The organism is Companilactobacillus miaonis (assembly GCF_036913615.1).
Taxonomy (GTDB): domain Bacteria; phylum Bacillota; class Bacilli; order Lactobacillales; family Lactobacillaceae; genus Companilactobacillus.
The window spans coordinates 53,355-77,107 of record NZ_JAYKTX010000013.1; the positions used below are offsets into that span (position 1 = coordinate 53,355).

The 23,753-nt window shown below is 37.0% G+C and carries 22 protein-coding genes and 1 tRNA gene; 7 read left to right on the forward strand and 16 right to left on the reverse strand.

Translation table 11 applies throughout. The features are described 5' to 3' along the window. Positions 1–208: 208 nt before the first annotated feature. The 3 genes from U8521_RS10870 to U8521_RS10880 all read right to left on the reverse strand — a co-directional run bounded on the left by U8521_RS10870 (position 209) and on the right by U8521_RS10880 (position 3,445). Complete coding sequence (locus U8521_RS10870) at positions 209–1,138, reverse strand: DUF7916 family protein (RefSeq protein WP_334352738.1); 930 nt, start codon at positions 1,136–1,138, stop codon at positions 209–211. Between the two features lie 20 nt (positions 1,139–1,158). Continuing rightward, the gene (locus tag U8521_RS10875; RefSeq protein ID WP_334331960.1) at positions 1,159–2,505 is read right to left on the reverse strand and encodes a PTS sugar transporter subunit IIC; all 1,347 of its coding nucleotides are present in this window, start codon (positions 2,503–2,505) and stop codon (positions 1,159–1,161) included. Between the two features lie 292 nt (positions 2,506–2,797). After that, positions 2,798–3,445 carry an SDR family oxidoreductase gene (locus tag U8521_RS10880; RefSeq protein WP_334331961.1) on the reverse strand — a complete coding sequence of 216 codons (648 nt, stop codon included), beginning with the start codon at positions 3,443–3,445 and terminating at the stop codon, positions 2,798–2,800. A gap of 123 nt (positions 3,446–3,568) precedes the next feature. Between U8521_RS10880 and U8521_RS10885 the strand changes: the two genes are divergently transcribed. After that, positions 3,569–3,988, forward strand: coding sequence for a MarR family winged helix-turn-helix transcriptional regulator (locus U8521_RS10885; RefSeq protein WP_334352739.1), 420 nt, complete (start codon positions 3,569–3,571; stop codon positions 3,986–3,988). A 13-nt stretch (positions 3,989–4,001) separates the two neighbouring features. Then, positions 4,002–4,940, forward strand: a complete 939-nt coding sequence (locus tag U8521_RS10890) for a nucleoside hydrolase (RefSeq protein WP_334352740.1) — start codon at positions 4,002–4,004, stop codon at positions 4,938–4,940. A gap of 558 nt (positions 4,941–5,498) precedes the next feature. Here the strand turns inward: U8521_RS10890 and U8521_RS10895 are convergent. The 4 genes from U8521_RS10895 to kduD all read right to left on the reverse strand — a co-directional run bounded on the left by U8521_RS10895 (position 5,499) and on the right by kduD (position 9,360). Further along, on the reverse strand, positions 5,499–6,149 hold the full coding sequence (locus U8521_RS10895; protein WP_334331964.1) for a bifunctional 2-keto-4-hydroxyglutarate aldolase/2-keto-3-deoxy-6-phosphogluconate aldolase: 651 nt from the start codon (positions 6,147–6,149) through the stop codon (positions 5,499–5,501). Next, a complete protein-coding gene (locus U8521_RS10900) occupies positions 6,146–7,105 on the reverse strand; it encodes a sugar kinase (protein ID WP_334331965.1) in 960 nt (319 codons plus the stop codon). Before U8521_RS10900 ends, U8521_RS10895 begins: the two co-directional genes overlap by 4 nt. A 63-nt stretch (positions 7,106–7,168) precedes the next feature. Further along, on the reverse strand, positions 7,169–8,506 hold the full coding sequence (locus U8521_RS10905) for a PTS galactitol transporter subunit IIC (protein WP_334331966.1): 1,338 nt from the start codon (positions 8,504–8,506) through the stop codon (positions 7,169–7,171). A gap of 26 nt (positions 8,507–8,532) precedes the next feature. After that, complete coding sequence (gene kduD, locus U8521_RS10910; RefSeq protein ID WP_334331967.1) at positions 8,533–9,360, reverse strand: 2-dehydro-3-deoxy-D-gluconate 5-dehydrogenase KduD; 828 nt, start codon at positions 9,358–9,360, stop codon at positions 8,533–8,535. Between the two features lie 171 nt (positions 9,361–9,531). Here kduD and U8521_RS10915 point away from each other — a divergent pair, with 171 nt between their 5' ends. Next, on the forward strand, positions 9,532–10,287 hold the full coding sequence (locus tag U8521_RS10915) for an IclR family transcriptional regulator (RefSeq protein WP_334331968.1): 756 nt from the start codon (positions 9,532–9,534) through the stop codon (positions 10,285–10,287). A gap of 143 nt (positions 10,288–10,430) precedes the next feature. Here the strand turns inward: U8521_RS10915 and U8521_RS10920 are convergent, their stop codons facing one another. Then, positions 10,431–11,726, reverse strand: coding sequence for an SLAP domain-containing protein (locus U8521_RS10920; RefSeq protein WP_334352741.1), 1,296 nt, complete (start codon positions 11,724–11,726; stop codon positions 10,431–10,433). A 149-nt stretch (positions 11,727–11,875) separates the two neighbouring features. Between U8521_RS10920 and U8521_RS10925 the strand changes: the two genes are divergently transcribed. Next, the gene (locus U8521_RS10925) at positions 11,876–12,847 is read left to right on the forward strand and encodes a helix-turn-helix transcriptional regulator (RefSeq protein ID WP_334352742.1); all 972 of its coding nucleotides are present in this window, start codon (positions 11,876–11,878) and stop codon (positions 12,845–12,847) included. A gap of 121 nt (positions 12,848–12,968) precedes the next feature. Here U8521_RS10925 and rlmH read toward each other — a convergent pair whose 3' ends face one another. The 7 genes from rlmH to yycF all read right to left on the reverse strand — a co-directional run bounded on the left by rlmH (position 12,969) and on the right by yycF (position 21,016). Then, entirely contained in the window at positions 12,969–13,448 is a 480-nt protein-coding gene (rlmH, locus tag U8521_RS10930; protein WP_135372931.1) for a 23S rRNA (pseudouridine(1915)-N(3))-methyltransferase RlmH, read from the reverse strand. 391 nt (positions 13,449–13,839) lie between these two features. After that, positions 13,840–15,192, reverse strand: a complete 1,353-nt coding sequence (locus tag U8521_RS10935) for a S1C family serine protease (RefSeq protein ID WP_334352743.1) — start codon at positions 15,190–15,192, stop codon at positions 13,840–13,842. Positions 15,193–15,280: 88 nt separating this feature from the next. Beyond that, entirely contained in the window at positions 15,281–16,105 is an 825-nt protein-coding gene (locus U8521_RS10940) for an MBL fold metallo-hydrolase (protein ID WP_442886154.1), read from the reverse strand. After that, on the reverse strand, positions 16,077–16,892 hold the full coding sequence (locus U8521_RS10945; RefSeq protein ID WP_334331973.1) for a two-component system regulatory protein YycI: 816 nt from the start codon (positions 16,890–16,892) through the stop codon (positions 16,077–16,079). Before U8521_RS10945 ends, U8521_RS10940 begins: the two co-directional genes overlap by 29 nt. Continuing rightward, positions 16,893–18,206: a YycH family regulatory protein gene (locus U8521_RS10950; RefSeq protein ID WP_334352744.1), complete on the reverse strand. Its 1,314-nt coding sequence runs from the start codon at positions 18,204–18,206 to the stop codon at positions 16,893–16,895. Next, positions 18,196–20,091 (reverse strand): cell wall metabolism sensor histidine kinase WalK, encoded by a 1,896-nt coding sequence (gene walK / locus U8521_RS10955; protein WP_334331975.1) that lies wholly within the window; start codon positions 20,089–20,091, stop codon positions 18,196–18,198. Before walK ends, U8521_RS10950 begins: the two co-directional genes overlap by 11 nt. Positions 20,092–20,314: 223 nt before the next feature. Further along, entirely contained in the window at positions 20,315–21,016 is a 702-nt protein-coding gene (gene yycF, locus U8521_RS10960; RefSeq protein ID WP_135372922.1) for a response regulator YycF, read from the reverse strand. 178 nt (positions 21,017–21,194) lie between these two features. On the opposite strand from yycF, the gene U8521_RS10965 reads away from it, so the two are divergent. The 3 genes from U8521_RS10965 (at position 21,195) to U8521_RS10975 (ending at position 22,266) form a co-directional block, all read left to right on the forward strand. Continuing rightward, positions 21,195–21,267: transfer RNA gene (locus U8521_RS10965), tRNA-Lys, on the forward strand. A gap of 331 nt (positions 21,268–21,598) precedes the next feature. Further along, positions 21,599–21,781, forward strand: coding sequence for a type II toxin-antitoxin system HicA family toxin (locus tag U8521_RS10970; RefSeq protein WP_334331976.1), 183 nt, complete (start codon positions 21,599–21,601; stop codon positions 21,779–21,781). Between the two features lie 32 nt (positions 21,782–21,813). Further along, entirely contained in the window at positions 21,814–22,266 is a 453-nt protein-coding gene (locus U8521_RS10975) for a type II toxin-antitoxin system HicB family antitoxin (RefSeq protein ID WP_334331977.1), read from the forward strand. Between the two features lie 245 nt (positions 22,267–22,511). Here U8521_RS10975 and U8521_RS10980 read toward each other — a convergent pair whose 3' ends face one another. Further along, positions 22,512–23,741 (reverse strand): acetate/propionate family kinase, encoded by a 1,230-nt coding sequence (locus U8521_RS10980; protein WP_334331978.1) that lies wholly within the window; start codon positions 23,739–23,741, stop codon positions 22,512–22,514. Between the last annotated feature and the right edge of the window lie 12 nt (positions 23,742–23,753).

The window sequence follows — 23,753 nt, forward strand, 5'->3', positions numbered from 1 at the left end:
TTATTGTCTGTGTTGAGTGTTTTTAGTTTGGTTGTTCCGCCCCTTTTTTAGAGGGGAATAACCATGGTTCTATGCGATATAGCTAAAACGCGTTCCGCAGGGGCAACTCCCTACAAGATAGTGAAACTTCCCAAATCACCCGCAAAGGACGCGTGCAATTCGTGAAGTTCCACTATCCTTCGGGAGCTAACCGCCCCTGCTCCACGCTCTATCTATTAATCGATCGTGCCATTCTTACAATAGCATGTCTATCTCCACGGATAGCTCGGCTGACGGCGAAGATGTTTTCAAATGGTGATTGGATTCCCCAGGCTGCATCCCCGACGTGTTGAATATCTACTCCATCGATCTTATTTCTGATGGCAATATTTTCCATGTAACTGTGGCCTGAACCTTCTTGGCTAGTTCCAATTGTACTCATAACTAATGCGCCTTTAGCGTGAGCCAATTTAACTACTTCTTTCAATTCATCATCATCAAAGCCAGGTACTGTTCCGACTGCTGGTACTAAGATAACGTCAGCTCCAGCTTCTAGAAAGGCTGTGACTGATTCTTTACTTACTACCGCTTCGTCAACGCCTGCTCCGTGCATCTTACCGGCAATTATTAATCCAGTGAAATTCTTCTTTGCCACAGTGATGTTAGCGGCAATTTGGGCGTTTGTGACACCAGTTCCAGGGTTACCAGTTAAGACTACAAAGTTGAAACCTAATTTTTCAGCTTCCTTGAGTGTCTTTTCACTGGCCATACGTCCTTCTGGAATTACTAGTCGATCTTCAGCCATTTTGGCATCTGGATCAACGGGTTCAAGATTGACTCCAATTGGGCGACCGACTAATTTTTGCAAACGATGAATACTTTCACCGTCATGGTGTGGTTTAGCGGTTGCTAAAGTTTCCTCACCGGGATAAAGTCCTAGAATGATTGGATTCAAGACGTCTAATCCGTTCAGCAAAATCAAATCAGCACCAAAGGCTGCAGCAACCTCAGACGTTGTAATTCCATTCCCAGGTTCGTGCATTACAACATTTTCACTTAAAACAACACGTCCCTCACTAGCTTTGATGCTTTGTTTTAACTGGGCACCATCCATAGCTAGCATGTCGCTAGTATCAGCACTAATTAATCGTTTAACCATATTGAAATCTCTCCTTTAAATTAAGCTTCTTTGAGTTGACCTGTTTCTTCTTCAACTTGTTTCTTGTTTAGAGTCATCATAAATGGCAAGTAAATCAAGACATCAAGTACAACGTTGATCAATTGAATGAATGAACCAGTCCAACTATTAGTAGCTAAGAATCCTGAAATAACAGGTGGCATTGTCCAAGGAACAACCGCCCCATTACATAATGGCACAAAACCGATCTTCATTGCAATATATGTAGTGATAGCGTTTACCATAGGTGCAATGATGAATGGAATAATCAAAGTTGTATTCAAAACAACAGGTAGACCAAACATTGTTGGTTCGTTAATGTTGAAAATACCTGGTGTGATCGTCAAAGGTCCCATGATCTTAGATTGTTCACTGGCACGTTTCATCATGATCAAAATACCAATACTGAAAACAAGTCCGATAGTGGCACCGCCACCACCCATGTAAACAAAGTTATCAATGAATGGTTGAGCAATAATGTGACCACCATGTGCTAAATCAAGGTTACCTGCTTGGAACAAAACACGGTTAGCATCAGTATTCATCAACCAAATAGGTGAAATGATTGGATTGATAACATTTCCACCGTGAATACCAACAAACCAGAATAAACTATTAAGCAAGATGGCAACTAAAGTACCACCCAAAGTGTCACCCAATAGACCAAGTGGTTTAGATAAAATGTGGAGTAATAGTTCGTGAATATTTCCTAATCCGGACCATGTCATGATGGCATAGATAGCACCGAAAATTGTGATAATTACAGCACCAGGAATTAAAGCACTGAAACTCTTAGCAACTGCAGGTGGAACTGTGTCAGGCAACTTAATTTGGATATCCTTGTTAATGAACCATTGGAAAATGTATCCAGTAAGAAGACCTAGCAAAATGGCAACGAATAAACCTTGACTACCTAAGAATCCGTAAGGCATTCCTTCTAGAGGAACCTTGTCACCACTCATAATACTTGGTGTTACAACAAAGAATGATGCAACAGCGATAACACCAGCTGATTTACCATCAGTCTTATATTGTTCGGCATAACTTGATGCGATACCGAAGGCAGAAATCAAACCAATCAGTCCAAATGAACCGTTAGTGATCTTAGCGAAAATTGCGGAAATTGTTACTTTATTGATAGCAGTTGTAGCTAACCAATTCGTCCATGCAGGAATTGGAAAACTGTTTGCAATCATAAAGATAGAACCAATAATGATAAGTGGCATTGCAATTGCAATACCGTCACGAATCGCAATCAATGGTTTCATTTGTCCCATTTTAATTGCGACTGGCATTAAGTGTTTCTCAACGGCAGCTGCGAAGCCCCCGCTATTATTCTTATTAGCCATAATATTTTGCTCCCTCAAAGTTATTGCAACCGGTTACAGGAAGAACCATAACACGTTGGTATAGTCCAAACAACGTTTTTTTGTTTTTTTGAAAAAAATATATTTTTCACAAGTTAAATATTTTTATATAAAACAATTAGTTTGAGGTATAAAAAAAGAAGTGTCCCATCACGCTGACACTTCTTTGATATGTAAGGCTTTTGACCGCCTCATGTGGTAACCGTTATAACGCATGTAACATGTTTTTTATTACGTAACATCAGCCGAAAATAAATTGCCATTTCACAAGGCTTTAATACCACGAAGGCTTGTCCCCGTTGGTATTTGGCTTGTTTACACCGATTGATTGACCCTTAAACTTATCTGGATCTTGAGCAATATCGACCACAATTTGGGCAATTGATCTTCTTGAGACCTCAGTACCCTTAAATTCTTCACCTTTTTGAGTGATTTCATAGTCAACTTCTGGTTTATCCGTCAACCAAGCTGGACGAATAATCGTATAATCCAAATCAGAATCTTCGATTACCTTAGCAGCTGCTGCGTAATTTGTAATATAGTCACCTAAAGTCTTCTTATTCCAATCACCAAACTTGCCAGGTACTTCATCATAAATCCCTAATGTCGAAATCCAGACCAAACGAGTCTTGCCAGCTTCATGCATTGCTTCAACAACCGCTTTAGCTTGAGCAGTGATGTTGTCACCAGCTAAATTAGCGTAAACCAAATCAACGTCTTTAAGAGATTCAACCATATTTTCTACGTCAGTTGCATCACCTTCGATAGCTTCAGTCAGTTTATCGTGTGAATTGACGAAATCTTCCAAGCGATTGGCGTTTCTCAAATACAATTTCAAACTATCGTCAGTCGTATCAACAAAAATATGTTCTGCTAAACGAGCAATTTTTCCATTAGCACCTAAAATTAATACTTTAGACATTTATTTTTCCCCCTGTTTTAGTTTCTATATCCAATATAGGATTCTTTTGGGATTATTACAAAAAATGTTTCTCGAGGAAGATGTTATAATTATGGGGTAACAACTAAATAAGGAGGATTTTTCATGGCGAGTGATGTAGCTCATCTAATCAAGGTTGCTTCAAACGAAATTTCGCGCGGTATCAATACTTTTGCCCACCAATATGGCCTGACGGGGACACAAGTTCAGATCATTTTCTTCCTATCTAATAGGGACAAAAATACGTACCAAAAAGATATCGAAAAAGAATTCAATATCAGGCGTCCAACCGCAACCAACATTTTAAAAACCATGGAAAAAGATAAATTGATCACCCGCGTAGCAGTTGAAGAAGATTCACGCTTGAAGAAAATCGTTTTGTCTGCTAAATCGCAAATCTTAGAGCCAAAGATCAATCAGTTCATGGATGACAACAACCAAAAGATTTTATCCACTCTTGGCACCCTTGAACGCCACAGCTTCGTGCGCGCCTTGAAAAAAATCCCCCAAAAATTAAAAAAGTGAGGTACATATATTAATGACAAAAGTAATTATGGATTGTGACCCCGGTATTGATGACGCAATCGCTTTGACAGTTTTACTTGCCCATCCCGAAAAAGCCGACCTAGTTGGTGTAACTACCGTTGGTGGTAACGTAAAACTAGATTACGTTACGCAAAATGCCAAGAAACTCTTAACATTCCTCGGTTCACATGCACAACTTGCATCTGGTCAAGCGACTCCACTAGTTAAAGAAATCGAAACTGCCGGCGAAATCCACGGAAAAACTGGAATGGACGGTTACGATTTCCCTAAAAATAGCCAAGATTATCCATTGACCAGCGATAATGCTGTTACATATATGTATGACAAAATTTCCAAGAGTGACGAAAAAATCAATATCGTTGCGACCGCTCCTTTGACCAATGTGGCCTTATTATTGAAGACTTTCCCGGGTGTTAAAGATAAAATCGAACACATCTACATCATGGGCGGCTCAACCTTACAAGGAAACATCACTTTAGCCGCCGAATTCAATGCTTATGTCGACCCAGAGGCAATGGATATCGTCTTTAATTCCGGATTACCAATCACGCTTTCCGGATTAAACTTAACTGAAAATAAAGCCTACCTCACAATGGACGAAATCGGTAAAATCAAAGATCTCGGTCCCGTCGGAGTGATGGCCAGCTCAATTTTGGACTTCTATGCTAAAGCAGAATTGGCAAAAGGCATGACCAAAATTCCAATCCACGATGCCTGTGCCGTTATCAGCTTGATTGCCCCAGAGTTGTTCACTAAGAGCACTAATTATTCAATGGATGTTTCTCTTTCAAACGACCAATACCGAGGCATGACTTACCCCGACCGAAGAACCGACGCTCCCCAAAAGAACAGTATCAAAGTCCTAGAAGACGTTGACCGCGAAGCTTTCGTGAAATTCTTATTCGACTCAATTCAAAGTTATGATAAATAACAGTTCTTTTTGAAGACTAGATGCCGTCTTCCGCACAATCCCCGTGATGGACTGGATAACAAACTTTATATTTATTCCATTTAATTAAAAAATAAAGAAGCTATACTAACGAATTTTTCTTTCATCGGTATAGCTTCTTTTTTATTCGTTTTTTATTTCTCAAAACTGAATATATTTATTCATTTCAATTCTAGTATAATTTTCTATTTCCTACATCAAATTAGATCAGTTAAAGAATAGAACTCAAAAACATATCCAGATTATAAAAAAATTTCATACTTACTGCAAAAAAGTGAAATCCAGTCTGGAGCAACAGCTCTGGGAAATGCTCAGATGTGAAATTTGTCTTGGTGCTTTAGCACCTAGACAAAGGCCAATCTTGGAGACAATTCCCGGGTTTGGAATTGGCTTCAAGTTGTGCCCACATCGTTCCAGCAATTTCCCAGAGCTGTTGCGGAAGACGGCATCTCTCGCCAGCATACAAAAAGAGCCGAGATGACAATGTCTCGACTCTTTTTATGAAATAAACACACATATCTTTCTTTTATTCTTTAATGATTACTTAGATAGTTTTTCAAATTCAGCGTGAAATGCTTTTGCGTTCTTTTCAACTGCTTCATAGTCGTCGTCTTTACCAGGTCCAACTAATCCGCCGCCGACACCGACAACGTAAGCACCGTTTTCAAACCATTCGTGCATGTTTTCTAGTGACACACCACCACTAGGCATAACGTTTGCATAAGGGAATGGTCCTTGGATTTCTTTGATTACATTCAAACCAGCAATTGAACCAGGGAAGATCTTAACAACATCAGCACCATAAGTTAAAGCACTTTGGACTTCCGTTGGTGTGAAGCAACCTGGTACGTAAGGTACATCGTAAAGGTTACATGTCTTAGCTGTTTCTTTGTTGAATGATGGACTAACGATAAATTTAGCACCAGCAATGATAGCTAATCTAGCTGTAGCTGGATCCAAAACTGTTCCGGCACCAACAACAACCTTGTCATCATCAGCATATTCTTCGCTCAAACGTTTGATTGTTACATCGGCGTTTGGTGATGTGAAAGCTAGTTCGATAGCTGTAACGCCACCCTTGATACAAGCCTTTGATACTTGATAAGAGTTTTCTTCGTTGTGTCCTCTGACAACAGCGACGACTCCTGCTTTTTCTACATTTTTCAATGCTTCATACTTTGGTAATGTCATATATTCTCCACTCCATTTTTTTGATAAAAATCATCTAATTCGTTTCTAGTAGGATACCCATCATTGTCACCGTGAGCTTGAACTTGCAATGCTCCGACGGCATTTCCACGTTTGGCTGCTTGTGCATAGGTTTTGCCCTCTAATAACGACGTTATAACGCCTAGTGCAAAGCCATCCCCGGCACCAACAGTATCAACGACTTTCTCGACTTTGAATCCAGGAACAAATTCCCCAGAACTAGTCTTAGTTTTTACATATGCACCTTTTGATCCAACTTTGACAAATACGGCTTTAGTTTTACCTTTCAAGTAAAAGTCAGCAATTTTTTCAGGATCATCATATCCCGTCAAAATCTTACCTTCGCTTTGTCCTGGCAAAACAATATCTGCCAAACTAGCCATTTCATTAAGAGTCCTCACCATTGTCTCTTGATCTGGCCACAAGTCTGGTCGCAAATTAGGATCAAACGTTACTGTGATCCCTTTTTGATTAAGTCGTTTGATCAAAGCTTTACTAGCAGCTAGAGCATTTTTTGATGTTGCCGGAAAAATTCCCGTTACATGACCGATTTTTACTCCAGTTAGATCAATTTTATTAATTAAATCCAAATCAATATTAGTTCCCGCTGAGTTTTTTCTAAAATTGAAAACTTTCGGATCACCTTTAGTTACCAATTGTTTCATTTGATAACCATTTAAATATTGATCTGTTTGTTCTAAATACTCAGTCCCAATACTTTTACTCTTTATTTGCTTCTCGATAAATTTACCTTGTGGATCTTTGCCAACTTGGCCGATGTATTCCACGGAATGACCTAAACGACGCACTCCAACAGCGACATTTAATTCTGCTCCACCAACAACTTTATTGAAATTAGTAGAATCTTGTATGGTTACATCTGGTTCGGTTGAGCAAAAAACGACGAGTGATTCACCGATAGTAATAAATTCGCTCATTTCTTTTGCCTCTTACCAACACAAAATCTCCTCGAAGTTAATACTCCAAGGAGAATGTATCTATTATAAACCTTTTCTGATTTCTTTTCTGTTCCAAACCATCATACCTGCAACAACAACTGCGAGAACGATAGCTCCAATAATTGGAAGATTTACTGTACCTTCGTAAACGATCCAAGCTAATGGACTGGCAGCAAAGTCGATACTTGCAACAGATGCAGTACCTGCTGGAATTAGACTTGCTTGAACAATCTTAACAGCCTTTGTGAAGATACCTGCCAACATTGTTGCGGAAAGAACACCAAGAACCAAACTAACAATACCTACTAACAAAGTCTTCAAAACATTTCCTTTAGTATATGGAAGTACCAATGGGAAGATGTAAATCAAACCTGACAAACTTGCCAATGGTAGGAATTGGTTACCAGGGATGATAACTGACAAGAACAAGATAATAGGAATTAGTAATAGACTAGCAACCAAAGTAACAGGGTGTCCGATTACTAGAGCTGGTGTCATACCAATATTGAATTCCTTACCCTTGAATTTGTTCTTAATAATTTCTTGCGCACGTTTTGAAATTGGAGATAAACCTTCGATGAATAGTCCTGTGATTCTAGGAATCAAGACCATAACGGCAGCTAGGATAACACCTAATTGCAAAATCTTTGCAACAGGATATTGAGCCAAAGCACCAATAATCATACCAATAATAACACCAAGAACAATTGGGTCGCCCAAGACACCGAATTTTTCTTTCATCTTATCGGCATCAATATCAACTTTGTTTAGTCCAGGAATACGATCAACAATCCAATTTACAATAATTGCAAATGGAATAAAGCTGACACAAAATGCCTGAGGGATTGAAATACCGGTTAGATCTTTACCATAGAAAGATTCAACTTTCTTTTGAGATCTATCAGCACCAATCAAAGTGATGATGATTGTAATGATGGAAGCGAACATGCCCCACCAGAAATTGTCTGTAGCAAAGTAAACAATTGAACCAATGAAAGCAAAATGCCAGTAGTTCCAAAGGTCAATGTTCAAAGTTTTTGTAGTACCAATAACTAACATTAAAACGTTAACTAGTAAACCTAATGGAATAATGATTGCACCAACTGATGTAGCAAAAGCAACTTGTGAAGCAGCTGGCCAACCAATATCTAGTGTGTAAAGGTGAAGATGGTAAGTTTTTACCATCGCATTGACAGCTGGTCCGATATTATCAGACAAGAGTTGTGTAACAACACTCAATCCGACGAAACCAACACCAACTTTAAGTCCTGATACTAGAGATTTACTTACTCCCATCCCAATTAATAAACCTAAAATAAGGAAAATAATTGGCATCATAACACTAGCACCCAAGGACATAATGTAATTTATGACAGCCATGATGTTTTCGTACCCCCTAAGTTAGATTAACGAACTAAGTAACCACCATCAACTGGAACAATTGCACCGTTGATATATGCGGCAGCGTCACTTGCTAGGAATACAGCTGGTCCCATCAATTCATAAGGTTCTGCCCAGTGGCCCATTGGAATTCTTCCTAGAATTTCATCATTACGTGACTTGTCAGCACGGATTGGAGCTGTGTTTTCTGTCTTGATGTATCCTGGTGCAATAGCGTTAACAGTAACATTGTAAGCACCCATTTCTGAAGCGAATGCCTTTGTAAGTCCAGCAACACCATGTTTTGAAGCTGTGTATGAAGGAATGAATTTACCACCTTGGAATGAAAGCATTGAACCAATGTTGATAATTCTACCTGACTTTTGTTTTGCGAAGACTTTGCATGCTTCTAGTGACATATGGTATACGGCACTCAAGTTGATGCTGATAACTCTGTCCCAATCTTCGTCCTTTGATTCTAGTAATGGATTACGTTTGATCATTCCGGCGTTGTTTACCAAAATATCGATACGGCCCATCTTTTCAACTACTTCATCGATAACTTCTTTAGGTGTACCTGGGGCTGTAAGGTCACAATCTTTGAATTCTACCTTACGACCTAAACTTTCAATAATTTCGCGAGTATTGTCCCATTCTTTCTTACCAAATGTAGGAATGAAAATATCGGCACCGGCTTTAGCCATGGCAATAGCATAACCTTGACCTAATCCTGTATTACCACCTGTAATAACGGCAACCTTGCCTTTAAGGTTGAATAGATCCATATTGAAGTTATTCTTCAATTCTTCCTCATGTTGACGAATTTCTTCTGCACTCTCGTGAATTTCTGACATTTCAAAACCCTCCTAGAATTGTTTGACTATATTTCCTAATAAGAAACGTCATTTCTTATTTACAAATAGATTTTATAATATTTTAAAAGCCTTTGCAAGCCTTTTCATTATGTTTTTTTATATAGTTATGGTATAGAATTGAATGTGATAAGAATGAAAAGAGGTCAAGTAATGGCGGAGAAACATTTGTATGGTGCTGTATTACTGAAGGCTAAAGAGATTTTGGACTTTATTTCCAATTCAGAAACGGCTCCTGGATTAAAAGAAATTAGCGAACACGTCGATATTTCTAAACCAACTGTTTTAAAAATTCTACAAACTTTAGAATATTGTGGTTTTGTCAGATCTGATGGCAAAATTAAACAGTATTATTTAGGAACTATCTTTATTAAATATGGAAATGAATCGACCCAAAGTTTCAATTTAGTTAAAATAGCAATGCCGTTTCTTAATAAGCTACGAGATGAAACTACAGAAGCGGTCAACCTAGGTATCGTAGAAAAAGACCGTGTCGTTTTATTGGACCGTGCTAAGAGTACTAACAGCATCCATTTTGATTTGGAGCTTGGAGGTACGATGCACATGTACTCATCAGCTATGGGAAAAGCTATTTTATCTCATTACTCTGATGAACAAATTGACAACTATCTTGATCAAACAGCTTTAAAACCTTTAACAAAGAATACTTTAGTTACTCGAAAAGATTTATTAAATAATTTGGCAGAAATCAGAAACTGTGGTTATGCCATCGATGATATCGAAAATCAAGAAGGTGTTTATTGTATTGGTTTCCCTTTAGTAAAAAATGGTCAAATCTTCGGTGGATTCAGTATCAGTGCACCAGTCTTTCGCGTCGATGACCAAACAATCGCCAACTGGGTCAAATTAGGCCTTGAAACAGAAAAAAATATTGTGGATCAATTCTAAAGAGAGCAAATATATCATAGTCAGCTTTCAAGAACTAACAAAAATAGTCCCGAGTAATCGTTTGATTACCCGAGACTATTTATTTTTGTATATTTCGCGTTTACGCTACAAATTTGGAAGAAAAATAGTTACTCTCCAAATTTTTATTTATTAATACTTACTGCAAATTCTGGTTCTGAATAAGCATATGTCTTTAAATTTAAGCCGCTATTCAATCTCACATTAGAGATAAAGACCCATTCATTATTAGAAATTTGTCCCCAATAAGCGCCATATTTATTAACGACTAATTTAGTAATTTTCCACGATGTATTAGCATTCAAGACTTGTCCATAAGTGTTGGTTTCAGAATTATAAACTGCCTCTTGCTTAGTTGTGGTTGCCACTAAACCATTGCCAGGTGTGGGAATTCCAGGATTTGTGGTTGCAGTAGATGTGGATGTGGAAGTTGAAGTTGCTGAATTTAATAGAAAATCTCTAGCAGTAACATATTGGTTAGTTCCAACTTCATAATATTCCACACCGTTGATACGAATTGTTTCACCTAGTTTCCAAGAAGTACCCTCCGGTAATTTTACGCCGGTCGCAATTCCTGAAGCAGTCACTATTTGTGAATTAGAGAAAACAATTTTACCAATTTGTCCACGAACTTTATCTGGATCAGTTGTCATGAAGGGCTTTTCACCTGGAATATTTACAAAGGCAGCATCGATATATTCATTAGTTGCTACTTGATACATCTTAGAACCGCCGATTGTAACCAAGTCACCTAATTGCCACTTCGTCCCTTGTTTCAAAGTGATGCCTAGTGGTTTGCCATCTGATCCGTAAACTGAAACTGTTGAACTAAGTGTTCCCACCTTTTTTGTCACAGTTTGGCTTTGACTTGGAATAGCTTGTTTTTCAGTGTCACCAGAAACCAAATTAGTTACATAACTAGCAGGGATCCATTCATTAGTTCCAACTTCAAAGTATGCTGCATTATTAATAGTCGTAATTTGACCTAATTGCCAAGTACTCCCCTTAGTCAAAGTTCGACCTGTATTTTGACCATAACTATTGACGATTGGCGTGTTGGCAGCAACTGTGGCTACATGGTGCACATTAGGATTGTAATTGGCTGCATAATAACCGATTTGATTACCATTGTTAGCAATATCCATCGAATCAAAAGCAACCCACTGATTGGTACCAACTTGATAATAAGTTTTACCACGTAATTGCTTTGTTTCACCTAATTTCCAAGAAGAAAAATTGGGCAAAGTCGTACTAGTTATATTTCCGTTATCATCAACTACTTGCCCAGCATCACGTCTGATCGTACCGACAAAGCCGACCAGTCCACTAGCTTGAGTAGTTTGTTGAGTCATCGAAAGTGCAGCTGGAGCTAACATAATTGCAATAGCTGAAGCTGTTAAAATTTTATTTTTATTAGTCATCTTTTCCTCCCCTTGGAGAATTTTTTTATCCAATTTAAGTTTATAAGATAGTCTAGAATTAACAAGCAGATCCTTAGAAACAAAACAAATTCTTAACTAATGCTTTGACAAAAATAATATGCTAATCTATTTCTCAAAGAGGTATATTAATGAACATCACATTTGAGGTCTTTTTACAACTTTTAGACAATCAGGGATTAGAAACAAAAGATTTAGTGGAAAATTTAGGTATCAGCTTACGCAAGGCTCAACGGACTATTAAAGAAATAAAAAATGCCTTGGACAGCAATCCTAACTTTAAAAAATATTTTGAAATGACCAAAACTGGTAATCGCTATTCAATCAATCAAAGATTCCTATTAAGCCGCAACCAAGTTTTAGTGTTGATTAAAATTTTAACTGCTAGTCGTTCTCTAAATACAAAAGAATTCCCCGAATTAACACAAAAAATGCTAAATATGCTTTATCCAGAACAGCGTGAATTGGCTAGTGCTTCCATTCGCAGTGAACAAATCGCTCATAATTATATTGATGATCAAAGTAATCGCCTAGAAAAAATTGGCTTACTGGAAGAATTCATCTATCACCAAGATCACATTTCTTTTGAATATACTGATCATGAAGCCTTTGAACAAGCACGCACAGAAACAATTGAAATGCGTCCGATTCACATTTTTTTCGATAACTACTACTTTTTCATTGTTGGTTTTTTAAAAACGACTCGGGAGAATCGAATTTTTCGTATTGACTGGATGAATAAAATCAAAAAATCCTCAGTAAAAATTCCTATTGATTACAGTCGACATTACGATCACGGAATTGAAACCCAACATGAAGCCTTTGGGTATAACGGTAAAAAAACTCACATTGTTTTTGAATTTTATGGTTACGTTGAATACGTTAAAGATGAATTTCCTAGTTGCCGCGTGATTAAAACTATCGACAAACCTAATCGCTTCCCTTTTTCCGTGAAGATATTAGAAATTGATGTCAATTACTCTGATGGAGTAAAACTTTGGTTACTTGGTGAAACTACTATTTTACGTGTACTTTCCCCTAAATATATCGCTGATGATATTCGTGACACCCTAAAAGAGGGCTACGAAAGATATTTGGAATGAAAAAGACAAGTGAATTCTGAAATAATTTTCAGAAGTTTACTTGTCTTTTTGCGTAATTTTATTTTGTTGGAGCGAAGTTCTTTTATTCTATGACCATAGTTTTATGCGATATAGCTAGGCTTTATTTATGATAAGTCCGATGATTTATGATCATAAACGATCTATAAATTTGCTCAGTCAATACCAGCCTCATCAATTGATGTGGCAAAGTGAATTTTCCAAAACAAATACTCATATCGGCTCTTTTCATGACTTCTGGGCTGACTCCTAATGAGCCACCGATTACGAAAGTGATGTCACTTGTCCCATATGTGGATAAGTCGTCGATTTTTTTAGCTAGTTGTTCAGAAGTTAGTTCTTTTCCTCTTAAATCTAGCAAAATGACAAATTCCTTATCCTTAATTTTGCTTAATATTCGTTCTCCCTCAATTTGTTTTACTTTCTCATCTTGGGCTTCACTCAAATTTTCGGGTGCCTTTTCATCAGGACACTCCTCGATTTTAAACTTGCAAAATGCACCCAAACGCTTGGCATATTCAGCAATTCCCGCTTTAAAATACTTCTCTTTTAATTTTCCAACCGTAACCATTTTTATATTCATTTATCTAAATCTCCTCAACTAATAATCATACGTAATTTAGATTAAATTGCCAAATTATTTATAAATTACGAATTATCATGGCATTTTACTTTTACACCGTAAAATAAAAGTTTGTCTGATACTGTGTAACAACGTTCTTGGCCTTTTATAATAGGCATGTTCTAATTTTTCTAAATGTATAATCAAAAGTTTTCAACAGCTGTGGGTAAAATTGTGGATAACTTTTCTACAGTGATATAACAAATATTTTGTTAGTTTTACACAAGTTGTTAACAGCTGTGGATAAGTCTTGTTCATTAGTCTTTTCAATTACCGAAAGATATTTTTTTTATTAAGAAAAATGTTCAAAAAAAAGCGTGAAACTACTATTAGTTAGTTTCACGCTTTTTATTTAATCAGATGTTTCTTTTGTTAGATGTACACTCGCTGTATTTAATTTACCATTACGGTAGTATTGAATACTTACAGTATCGCCTACTGAATGTGAATACAAAGCGGTGTGTAAATCAGCTACAGAAGTGATCTTCTTATTACCTAACTTAACGATTACATCATACTTCTTCAATCCAGCCGCCTTAGCAACTGAACCACTAGTTGTGCTGTAAACTACAACACCTTTAGTAATATTATCTGGTAATTTCAAACTAGATTGTGATTCATCCGTGATCTGATCAAGATCTAGGACTCGAATTCCTAATGATGGACGCTCAACTTTACCATTCTCAACCAATTCGTTGATGATTTTGACAACTTCATTACTTGGAATAGCAAAGCCCATCCCTTCAACAGAAGAACCATCTGAGTTAGATGCTAACTTCATTGAATTGATACCAACAATTTGTCCAGCCGCGTTTACTAATGGACCACCAGAATTTCCTGGATTGATAGCTGCATCAGTTTGAAGAACGGTGGCTTCACCAGTTGCTTGACCAGTAGTTTGATCTTGAGTCGTCACAGTTCTATTTGTAGCGGAGATAATACCTTGCGTTACAGTTGTTGCATATTCACTACCTAATGGCGAACCAATAGCGATAACAGGATCACCTGGTGAAACGTTACTTGAGTTACCAAATGAGGCTGTTGCTGGAACCTTGCTACCAGGAATTTCCAAAACTGCTAAATCAGTAGTTGAATCAGTACCAACTAATTTAGCTGAAACCTTAGTTCCGTCTTCCAAAATAATCTCAATTGAATCTGATCCAGAAACAACGTGATTATTAGTTACAATGTAACCTTTACCATTTTGCTTAGCATAAATTACACCAGAACCTTCACTGTATTCTTCCAAATCACTCGAATTACTGGATGAAGAACTCGAATTGGAATCTGATGAGTCGGATGAACCAGATTGTGAATTATCACTGGAACTACCACTGTCACCAAATAAATCACCAAAGATAGAAGAAATATCTCCATCACTGGATTGTTCCTGCTGCTTTTGTAAGTTGATAACGGAAACTACCGCACCACTTACTTTTTTATAAGCACCAGACATCGAACTGGACGTGTTTACTTTAGTATTGCTTACTTGCGTTGTACCAGAAGTACTGCCCAAATTCGTTGAACTAGTTGTACTGCCGCCAAAATATGTGAATCCAAAAAAGGCAATTACCACACCTAAGGCAGCGGAGATGAAAGCTACGATACCAGTTTTGAGTAACGAATTATTCTTGTTACCATTCTTGGTTGAACGTTTCTTATCATCTACTCTTGATTCAGGTTTGTCATTTTTGTCATTATTCATGTAATGTCCACTTCCCCATATTTTCTGTCTCTAATATAACCATTAATTATGAAAAAATTATGAACGACCTATGATTTATTTATTAATACTACAATGCAATCAACGGATCAGCGATGGCTGGATCAGTATCATGAATCTGAAAATCGTTGCCAACTCCAAAATCATGATCCTCCAACACTTGAGTGACCTCCGTTCTAGCTACTTGTTTTGTATTGTTTTCATGACTCAAATGTCCTAAATAGATTTGTTTCGTGTGATTACCAATGACATCCATCAAAGTGTGAGCACCATCTTCGTTAGACAAATGTCCTTTTTCACTGAGAATTCGTTGCTTCAAAGGCCATGGATAAACGCCTTCCCGCAACATTTCGACATCGTGATTACACTCTAATAAATAACCGTCCGCATTTTCAATTGTCTTTTGAACCCGTTCGGAAACATATCCTGTATCCGTCAAAATAACAAATTCCTTACCATTATGGTAGAACTTGTAAAATTGTGGATCGACGGCATCATGCGATACCGCAAAACTTTCAATATCGAGGTCATCTAAAGACATGATTTTGTTATGTTCAAACACATTGATCTCATCTTCTGGGACCTTACCAATTTTAGGCAACATTGCTTCCCAAGTTTTTTCATTGGCATACACGTTTAAATTGTAACGCCGGGCTAATACCCCAACGCCTTTGATGTGATCCGTGTGTTCGTGTGTCACAAATAATGAATCAACCGTATTGATATCTTTTCCAATACTTTCCATTGCCTCTTTGATTTTCTTACCAGACAGGCCGGCATCAACTAATACGTGGTGTTTCGGTGTCTCAATATATGTTGCATTACCAGAACTGCTGCTGGCAAGAACAGAAATTTTCAAACTATCATCATTGGGCATTGTAACTACTATCTCCATTTGTTGAATTCTTAATAATATTACCGGTAAAGGCGTTAACCTTTTTGACGGAACTGACTTTACTATCTTTATTCTTGATTGTCACGAACCAAACCGGAATATAAATCGTACTATCTTTAGCTACTAACAATTTCGTGTAAGCCATATTAGCGTATGAAATCTTGGAATTATTTGGAATCTCTGAATTAGCATAAAGATTGGTAATAACATCTTTCTCGCTTTTAACAGATTGACGTTCGTGCAAAATAATTAGTGATCTAACATGCGTTTGAGTATAGCTGACAACGCGACCACTTTCAATTGTAAAAACCAATTGATCGGTCTTATCATAAACATCCCCCAAATTGCTAGTACCGACATAAACCATTTGGGAAGTAGTTGATAATTGTGGTGCATACTTATAATCTTTCCCAAATAAAATATTAGTTTCTTTTTCCAGAAATTTATCCATTATCTTTTTTCTATCATCATTTGTTACAGCAATCGTACTATTCAAAGTACTAGTAATACGATGATCTTCTTCATCGTATTGAACTTCTTGGTTACGTAACTTATTGACATTTTGAGCCAAGGAATTATCCGGCTGTGAACCTAAATAATAAGCATTTCCATCCTTACTATCTAAAGTTCCAAAACTGATATTACGCTTTCGCATTTCAGAAACAGTTGACGTATTTGCACTCGAACTGCTGACCAATTGCTGACTGTTGCGAAAAGATAAGAATAAAAAGATATCTAGTGAGAAAAAAACTATTAAGAAAATAACTTCGATTCTTCTAAAGTCCATCTATTTATCCTCCGCAGTATCATTTGTCCAATCACTATAAGGTTTCCAATGATCACCAATCTTAATGTAATAAGTTGGTTTCAAGTCAACAACTTTTTCATTATCGACTTCACTTTCCCATTGATACCCTACTTCAATTTTTTGAATATCATTGATTGAATATCCAACTTTATCCAAGCCTTTCAAAATATCCGTCGTTGATTTTAATTTAGTAGGTTCCTGATCTGACGGCACTGGAACTTCCAATACCTTATTCAAGAAATGTTCCGTGCTACCCTTTCGACTGAATTTAATTCGAATTGAACCAAATTCACTCTTCTTAAAGATTGGGAATCCTTCAACGTATTCTCTAAAAATCAAACTCTTCTTGTCCCAATCGGCACTATACAAGCGTAAATTGGAAATTGAATTTTGTAGATTAATAACTTTTTGATAACCCCTTTGCAAAAAGGTTAACTTGGTCTTCGGCATCGAAGTATCTGTATAGTCATCAAACGTCAATTCACCCGAGTTATGATCTGACACTAAACGCTTAGACTCACCATAATTATATGTGTAAACACCGTTGTCCTCCGATGTAACGAGTCCGTTAGTATTAGAATCAAATAGAGCTGTTGTATATTCACCATCGTCTTTACTACTGATGACATATGAATAAGTATTCAATTTGATCGGTGATGTAAAAATCGTAAACACACCGTGTTTCATAATATCTAAACGAATCTTTAGATTGATATTAGCTTTCTTAACTAACTTCTTAATAGGAGCTGAAGTTGCATTCTTAACTGGAGCACGATAAATTGCATAATTCTTATCATTAGCTAGATAAATATTCTTATCGTCCTTATCTTTCAAATTAATTAAAATTCGATTGAAAGAATATGATTTATCGTTACGCAAACTGTTGTTATCCAAAAGATATCCTAAAATGCTAGTTGATGTTTGACTTGGATAAACCAGCTGTAAAACATTTTTAGATTGAATTGTTTTTTGATAGTAGGCGCCATCTTTTTTAGAGACTAGTTTAGGGCTATCAATTTTCCAATCTTGCATAATCTTTTGAATACTCAGAGCGATATTTTCATTACTATTGTAAATTAAATGTTGCGACGAACCGTCACGCCAAATGACTGAAGTGGGACTAATAACTTGATTGATTGGCACTTCATTTTTGTTTTGAGTTGACGTTGTAACGTCGATGTTGCGGCCACGCTGATAACGAGCAGTATTCGTCCAAATGAAAAAGGAAAGAACGATACTCGTTATAACGGCAATGACTAAGAGTATTTGAATGATCAATCGACTAAACTTCATCCCATTCTCCTCCTGTTTCGTTAGGGTCAAATGGTAAGGAGATGTAGAATGTTGATCCCTTACCTTCAGCACTATTTACCCAGATTCTACCTTTATGTTGTTCAACAATTTCTTTCGAGATAGAAAGTCCAAGTCCAGTACCACCTTGTTTTCTAGAACGTGCTTTATCAACACGATAGAAACGCTCGAAGACTTTCTTGATATCTTTTCTTGGAATACCAAGACCTTCATCAGAAATACTAACAATAATATGTTTGTTAGTTTCCAACAAGCGGCAAGTGATAACTCCACCATCTGGTGAATACTTAATCGCATTATTCATGATATTATCAATAACTTGGGTCATCTTATCAGTATCGATTTCGACCCAAAGATCTTTACTAGTAAAAATACGCTTGATGCGATAGTTTTTGGCAATTTTTTCACCCTTTTCCTTCGCATCAGCTTTTTCTTTCTTCAGCATCATATCAAAACGATCCAGGATATAAGAGAAGAACTCATTGAAATTAACTAGTTCCTTATCTAGCTTCGAACGACCTTGATCCATTCGCGACAAGCTTAAAAGATCTTGGATCATTCGAATCATTCGGTCAGTTTCTTCGGCTGTAACGCCTAAAAATTGTGGGGCAAGTTTTTGATCTTTCCAAGCACCATTGTTTAGAGCATCAATGTAACTACTGATACTCGTCAAAGGTGTCCGCAATTCATGGGAAACGTTCGAAACGAATTGACGACGTTCACTATCGATCTTCTGTTGTTCAGTAACATCATGCAAAACACAAACCATACCACTGATAAAACCACTATTTCTCTGGATCAAGGAGAAATCAGCATTCAGTATCAATGAATTATCATCACTTGCATCATAGTTTTCACTGGAATCGTTGGTCTCAATCACCATTGGATCAGGATTTTCCAACAATTCGTCAAAACTCGTCCGATCTTTAATCCCCAAGACTTCAACTAATGGTTTCCCAATAGCCTCATCTTCATCTTTATCCAAAAATTCCTGCGCCATTTCATTAATAACCGTTATGTTACCGAGACGGTTCGTCGCAATAACACCATCGGACATTTGCGTCAAAACGCTATCCAATCTTCGTCGCTCGGATTCAGAATTTTCAGTCGCTTCTTCAACTTTAACCGAAAGGTCATTAACGGCCATTGCTAGTTGACCTAGTTCATCAGGTGAGTAAACACGTACTTGACCTGAATAGTCACCTTCCGCCATTCTTACGGCCTGCTGCTTCATTTCATCAATTGGTCGAGTAATTGCTCGAGAAATAAATATCGCAATCACGGCTCCTAAAAGCCCGGCAACTAACGAAGCAGTCAAGAAAATCAAAATAATATTATTAATCCCAGTATAAACAGATTCCATGCTGGCTCGAACATAGATTGCTCCCACCACCGTACTATTATCCGGTGAGGTCACTGGCTCGATTGATTCATAGGAACTACCGTTATCCTTTTCATAATAAATTTGGGTAATTTTCTTGTCAGTTTTAATACTTTGTTTGATATTATCTTTCAAAGTTTGCGTACCGATAATATTGCCGCCTTCGGAATCCTTGGCCCCAACAATGATTCCACTTCGGTCGACAACTTGCACGTCAGTGATATCAGTGCTAACTCGGGCATAATCAGAGATAGCATTACTGATATTTTCACGTGTATGCTGATCATTATCAGTCAAATTTTCTGAAATTTGATTGAGGGTATAAGGCGGTACAACAACGGAATTTTCAAAGTTTGTCACATTTTGATCTTCCAATTGTCGTACGAAATAAGCCCCAATGATTTCAATGGTGACGATAAGAATCAGGATAAAAGATAATCCAATTTTGAAATTAATTGAATGTAAAAAAGCAAATCTATTTTTCAAAATATTTCCACCTAAACAATACAGACTTAGTTACATTATACAGCTATGTGGATAACAAAAAAACTGACTCGCTTTTTGAATTTGAGTCAGTTTTTTCATTTGGTTTTTGGTTTTGGTTCTGATTTGGTTCTTTTTGAGAATTACCATGGTTCTATGCAGAATAGTCAAAACGCGTTCCGCAGGGGCAACTCCCTCCGAGAGCTGACCGCCCCTGCTACACGCTCTAGTCTGCGTCTGGGTCTCTCAAATAATATCCAACTCCACGTCTTGTCATCAACCACTCTGGTTGACTTGGATTGTTCTCTATCTTTTCACGCAGTCTTCTAACAGTAACATCAACTGTTCTAACATCCCCAAAGTAGTCATATCCCCAGACTGTTTGAAGCAAATGTTCTCGTTTCATTACTTGTCCAATATGCTGTGCAAGATAATGTAGCAATTCAAACTCACGGTGAGTTAGTTCAATTTCTTTTCCATTTTTAGTTACAGTATAAGCATCAGGTAAAATGGTTAAATCGCCGATTTTTATTTCACTACTTTTATTATCGTCACTGTGCATATGGCTTTGTGATCTGAGTCTTGCCTTTACACGTGCTACCAATTCTCGATTTGAGAATGGTTTCGTAACATAATCATCAGCCCCGAGTTCTAGGCCAATGACCTTATCAATTTCAGTATCCTTTGCTGTTAACATGATAATTGGAGTATCTTTAGTTTTTCTGATAGTTCTAGCTACTTCAAGACCGTCAATAACTGGAAGCATTAAATCCAATAGAATCAAATCTGGATTATCTTCATCTACTTTATCTAAGGCTTCTTGTCCATCAAAAGCAGTTATGACTTCGTAGCCTTCATTTTCCAAATTATATTTAACAATATCGGAAATTGGTTTTTCATCATCTACTACTAGAATTTTTTTAGCCATTAATATATCTCCTTGACGTAATTATTATACTAGTTATTGACCATTAAAACAAAATCAACATAAACCCAACTTAAATTTTTTCAATTTTTTTAAAAAAAGTACTTGTCATAAATTTGGAGCTTATGGTATGATATATCTCGTTGGTTGAGAGGGAAACGTTTCAACCGATAAGAAATATGGGTGGTTAGCTCAGCTGGCAGAGCAACGGACTCTTAATCCGTGGGTCCAGGGTTCGATCCCCTGACCACCCATCAGCGATTCTCGCTTAAACCGATTATGATGAAAATCATGATCGGTTTTTTAGTTTTATAATCAAAACTTAGCCATCACTTTAAGTAGTGGTGGCTTTTCCTTTGCAAAGGGTTATGGTAACACCTAATAACCTACTTATGAAATATTTTGTTTATTATCATTATCATCAAATGATTTTTTAAAAGAAAAAACAAAATTGACAAAACAATGACTTATACTTAAATACCTTTTCGTAATTTAAATATACAGAATCAAAAAAAGCGGATGAGACATTCCTTGATTTATACGTATCATACGTATAAAATGATGCTACCAGGAGATAATGTGTATATGCCAATGACACAAAAGGAAATGATACGGTTGTTAAAGGCCCATGGTTGGACAAAGGCCATTGGTGGAAAAGGTTCACATGTGAAAATGTCAAAGCCCGGGAACCGACCAATAATTATCCCACATGGAGAATTAAATAAATTTACAGAGCTAGGTATTAGAAAAGAAGCTGGTCTTAAATAACCTATTTTTCAACTCTAGTTAGGAGAGAAAAAATGATGATAAGTTACCCTGCATTATTTTATTACACTACTTCAGAAAAGGTGCCATTTTTCGTTACCTTCCCTGACTTTACAAATTCGGCTACCCAAGGCAGTAACACAACCGACGCTATAGCGATGGCATCAGACTGGCTAGGTATTAACGTTGCTGATTATTTAGAAAACAACCGTCCCTTACCAGCAGCTTCTACCTTGAATGAAATTTCATTATCAGAAAATAATCCTTATCCAGATGATCTTGAATTTGATTCAACTCTTTCTTTCAAATCAATGGTACTTGTTGATTTAGACAATTATTTAAATGGGGACGTCAAAATCAAAAAAAATGTTACTATTCCAAAATGGGCTGATCGTATGGGAAATGATCTCCATATCAATTATTCAGCTACTCTTACTGATGCCATTGCACAAATCAAAATATCACATGATGCAAAACTTACTAAATAGTAATCAAAAGAGTGTGGCTTAGCATAAAATATTAAGATAATAGCTATCACACCTGTTTAATCCGATATATAACAAAAAAGAGATTGGGACATAACTATTTTTACTCCTAAACTTGCAGCATAAACGCGGGACATAACATAGCTTTTTCCGCTTAAAACAAATAGACCAAGGTAATCGAAGTACAATTACCTTGGTCTATTTGCCTTAATGCTCGAGAGTTGACCATGTCCTGTCCCGCTCTTTATTTAGTATGCAACCATTTTTTCACGTGATTCATCCGCGTCTTCTTTACCAGTCAAACGAACGACATCTTTTAGAATCATTAGTTCCTCATTAGTTGGAACGACTAAAACGTCAGCTGAGGAGTCTTTGGTGCTGACTCTGTGAATACCAGAGCCATTCTTATTAGCCTCTTCATCCATCTTAATACCTAAATAGCTGAAGTTTTTCATGATTCCAGCTCGAATTTCCGCATTTCTAGCTCCAGTTCCAGCTGTAAAGATCACGACATCGACTCCGTTCATTAGAGAAACGTATGAACCAATATATTTCACGATTCGATTGATATAAATGTCGATGGCTAATTTGGCACGTTTGTTAGTATCTTTTACAGCTATCAAATCACGTAAATCCGGTGAAACTCCTGAGATACCTAGCAGTCCAGACTTATTATTCAAGAAGTCGACCATATCATCAACGTCATTCATCTTTAATTTCTTCATTAAGAAAGCGACTAATGATGGATCAATATCACCAGCTCGTGAACTCATTGTAAGACCTGATTCAGGGGTGAAGCCCATTGAAGTATCAATTGATTTGCCACCTTCAATTGCATCGATTGAAGCCCCACTACCTAAATGACAGGAGATAATCTTTAAATCTTCAATTGGCTTGTTCAAAAACTTTGCTGCTTGCATGGAAACATAACGGTGACTGATTCCTTGAGCACCAAATTTTCTAACACCATATTCTTGATAGTATTCATAAGGAATACTGTACAAATAATTCTCAGGTTCCATCGTTTGATGAAATGACGTATCAAAAGCCGCTACTTGGGTTACACCTGGCAAGATTTTTTCAAAAGCTTTGATACCAGCGACTTGGCTGGGATTGTGCAGTGGGGCCAGTTCGGATAAGTCACTGATTTGTTGGATAACTTTTGGAGTGACTACGACTGAATCTTTGAAGATCGTGCCACCAGCAACAACTCGGTGTCCAACTCGCGTGATTTCTGTAAAACTACTAATAGCATTTACTTTCAACAACATTTCTAGAGTCTCTTGGACGGCTGCTTCATGTGTTGGAATCGATTCATTTTCGGTAAGTTTCTTTCCATTATATTTGAGCTCAAAAACTGAATTTTTTTGGCCAAGACGATCGACCATTCCCTCGGCAATACATTTTTCATCGGCTAAATTATATAACTTCCATTTAAAAGTTGAGCTACCTGAATTTACAATTAATACTTTTGACATTAAAAACACCCA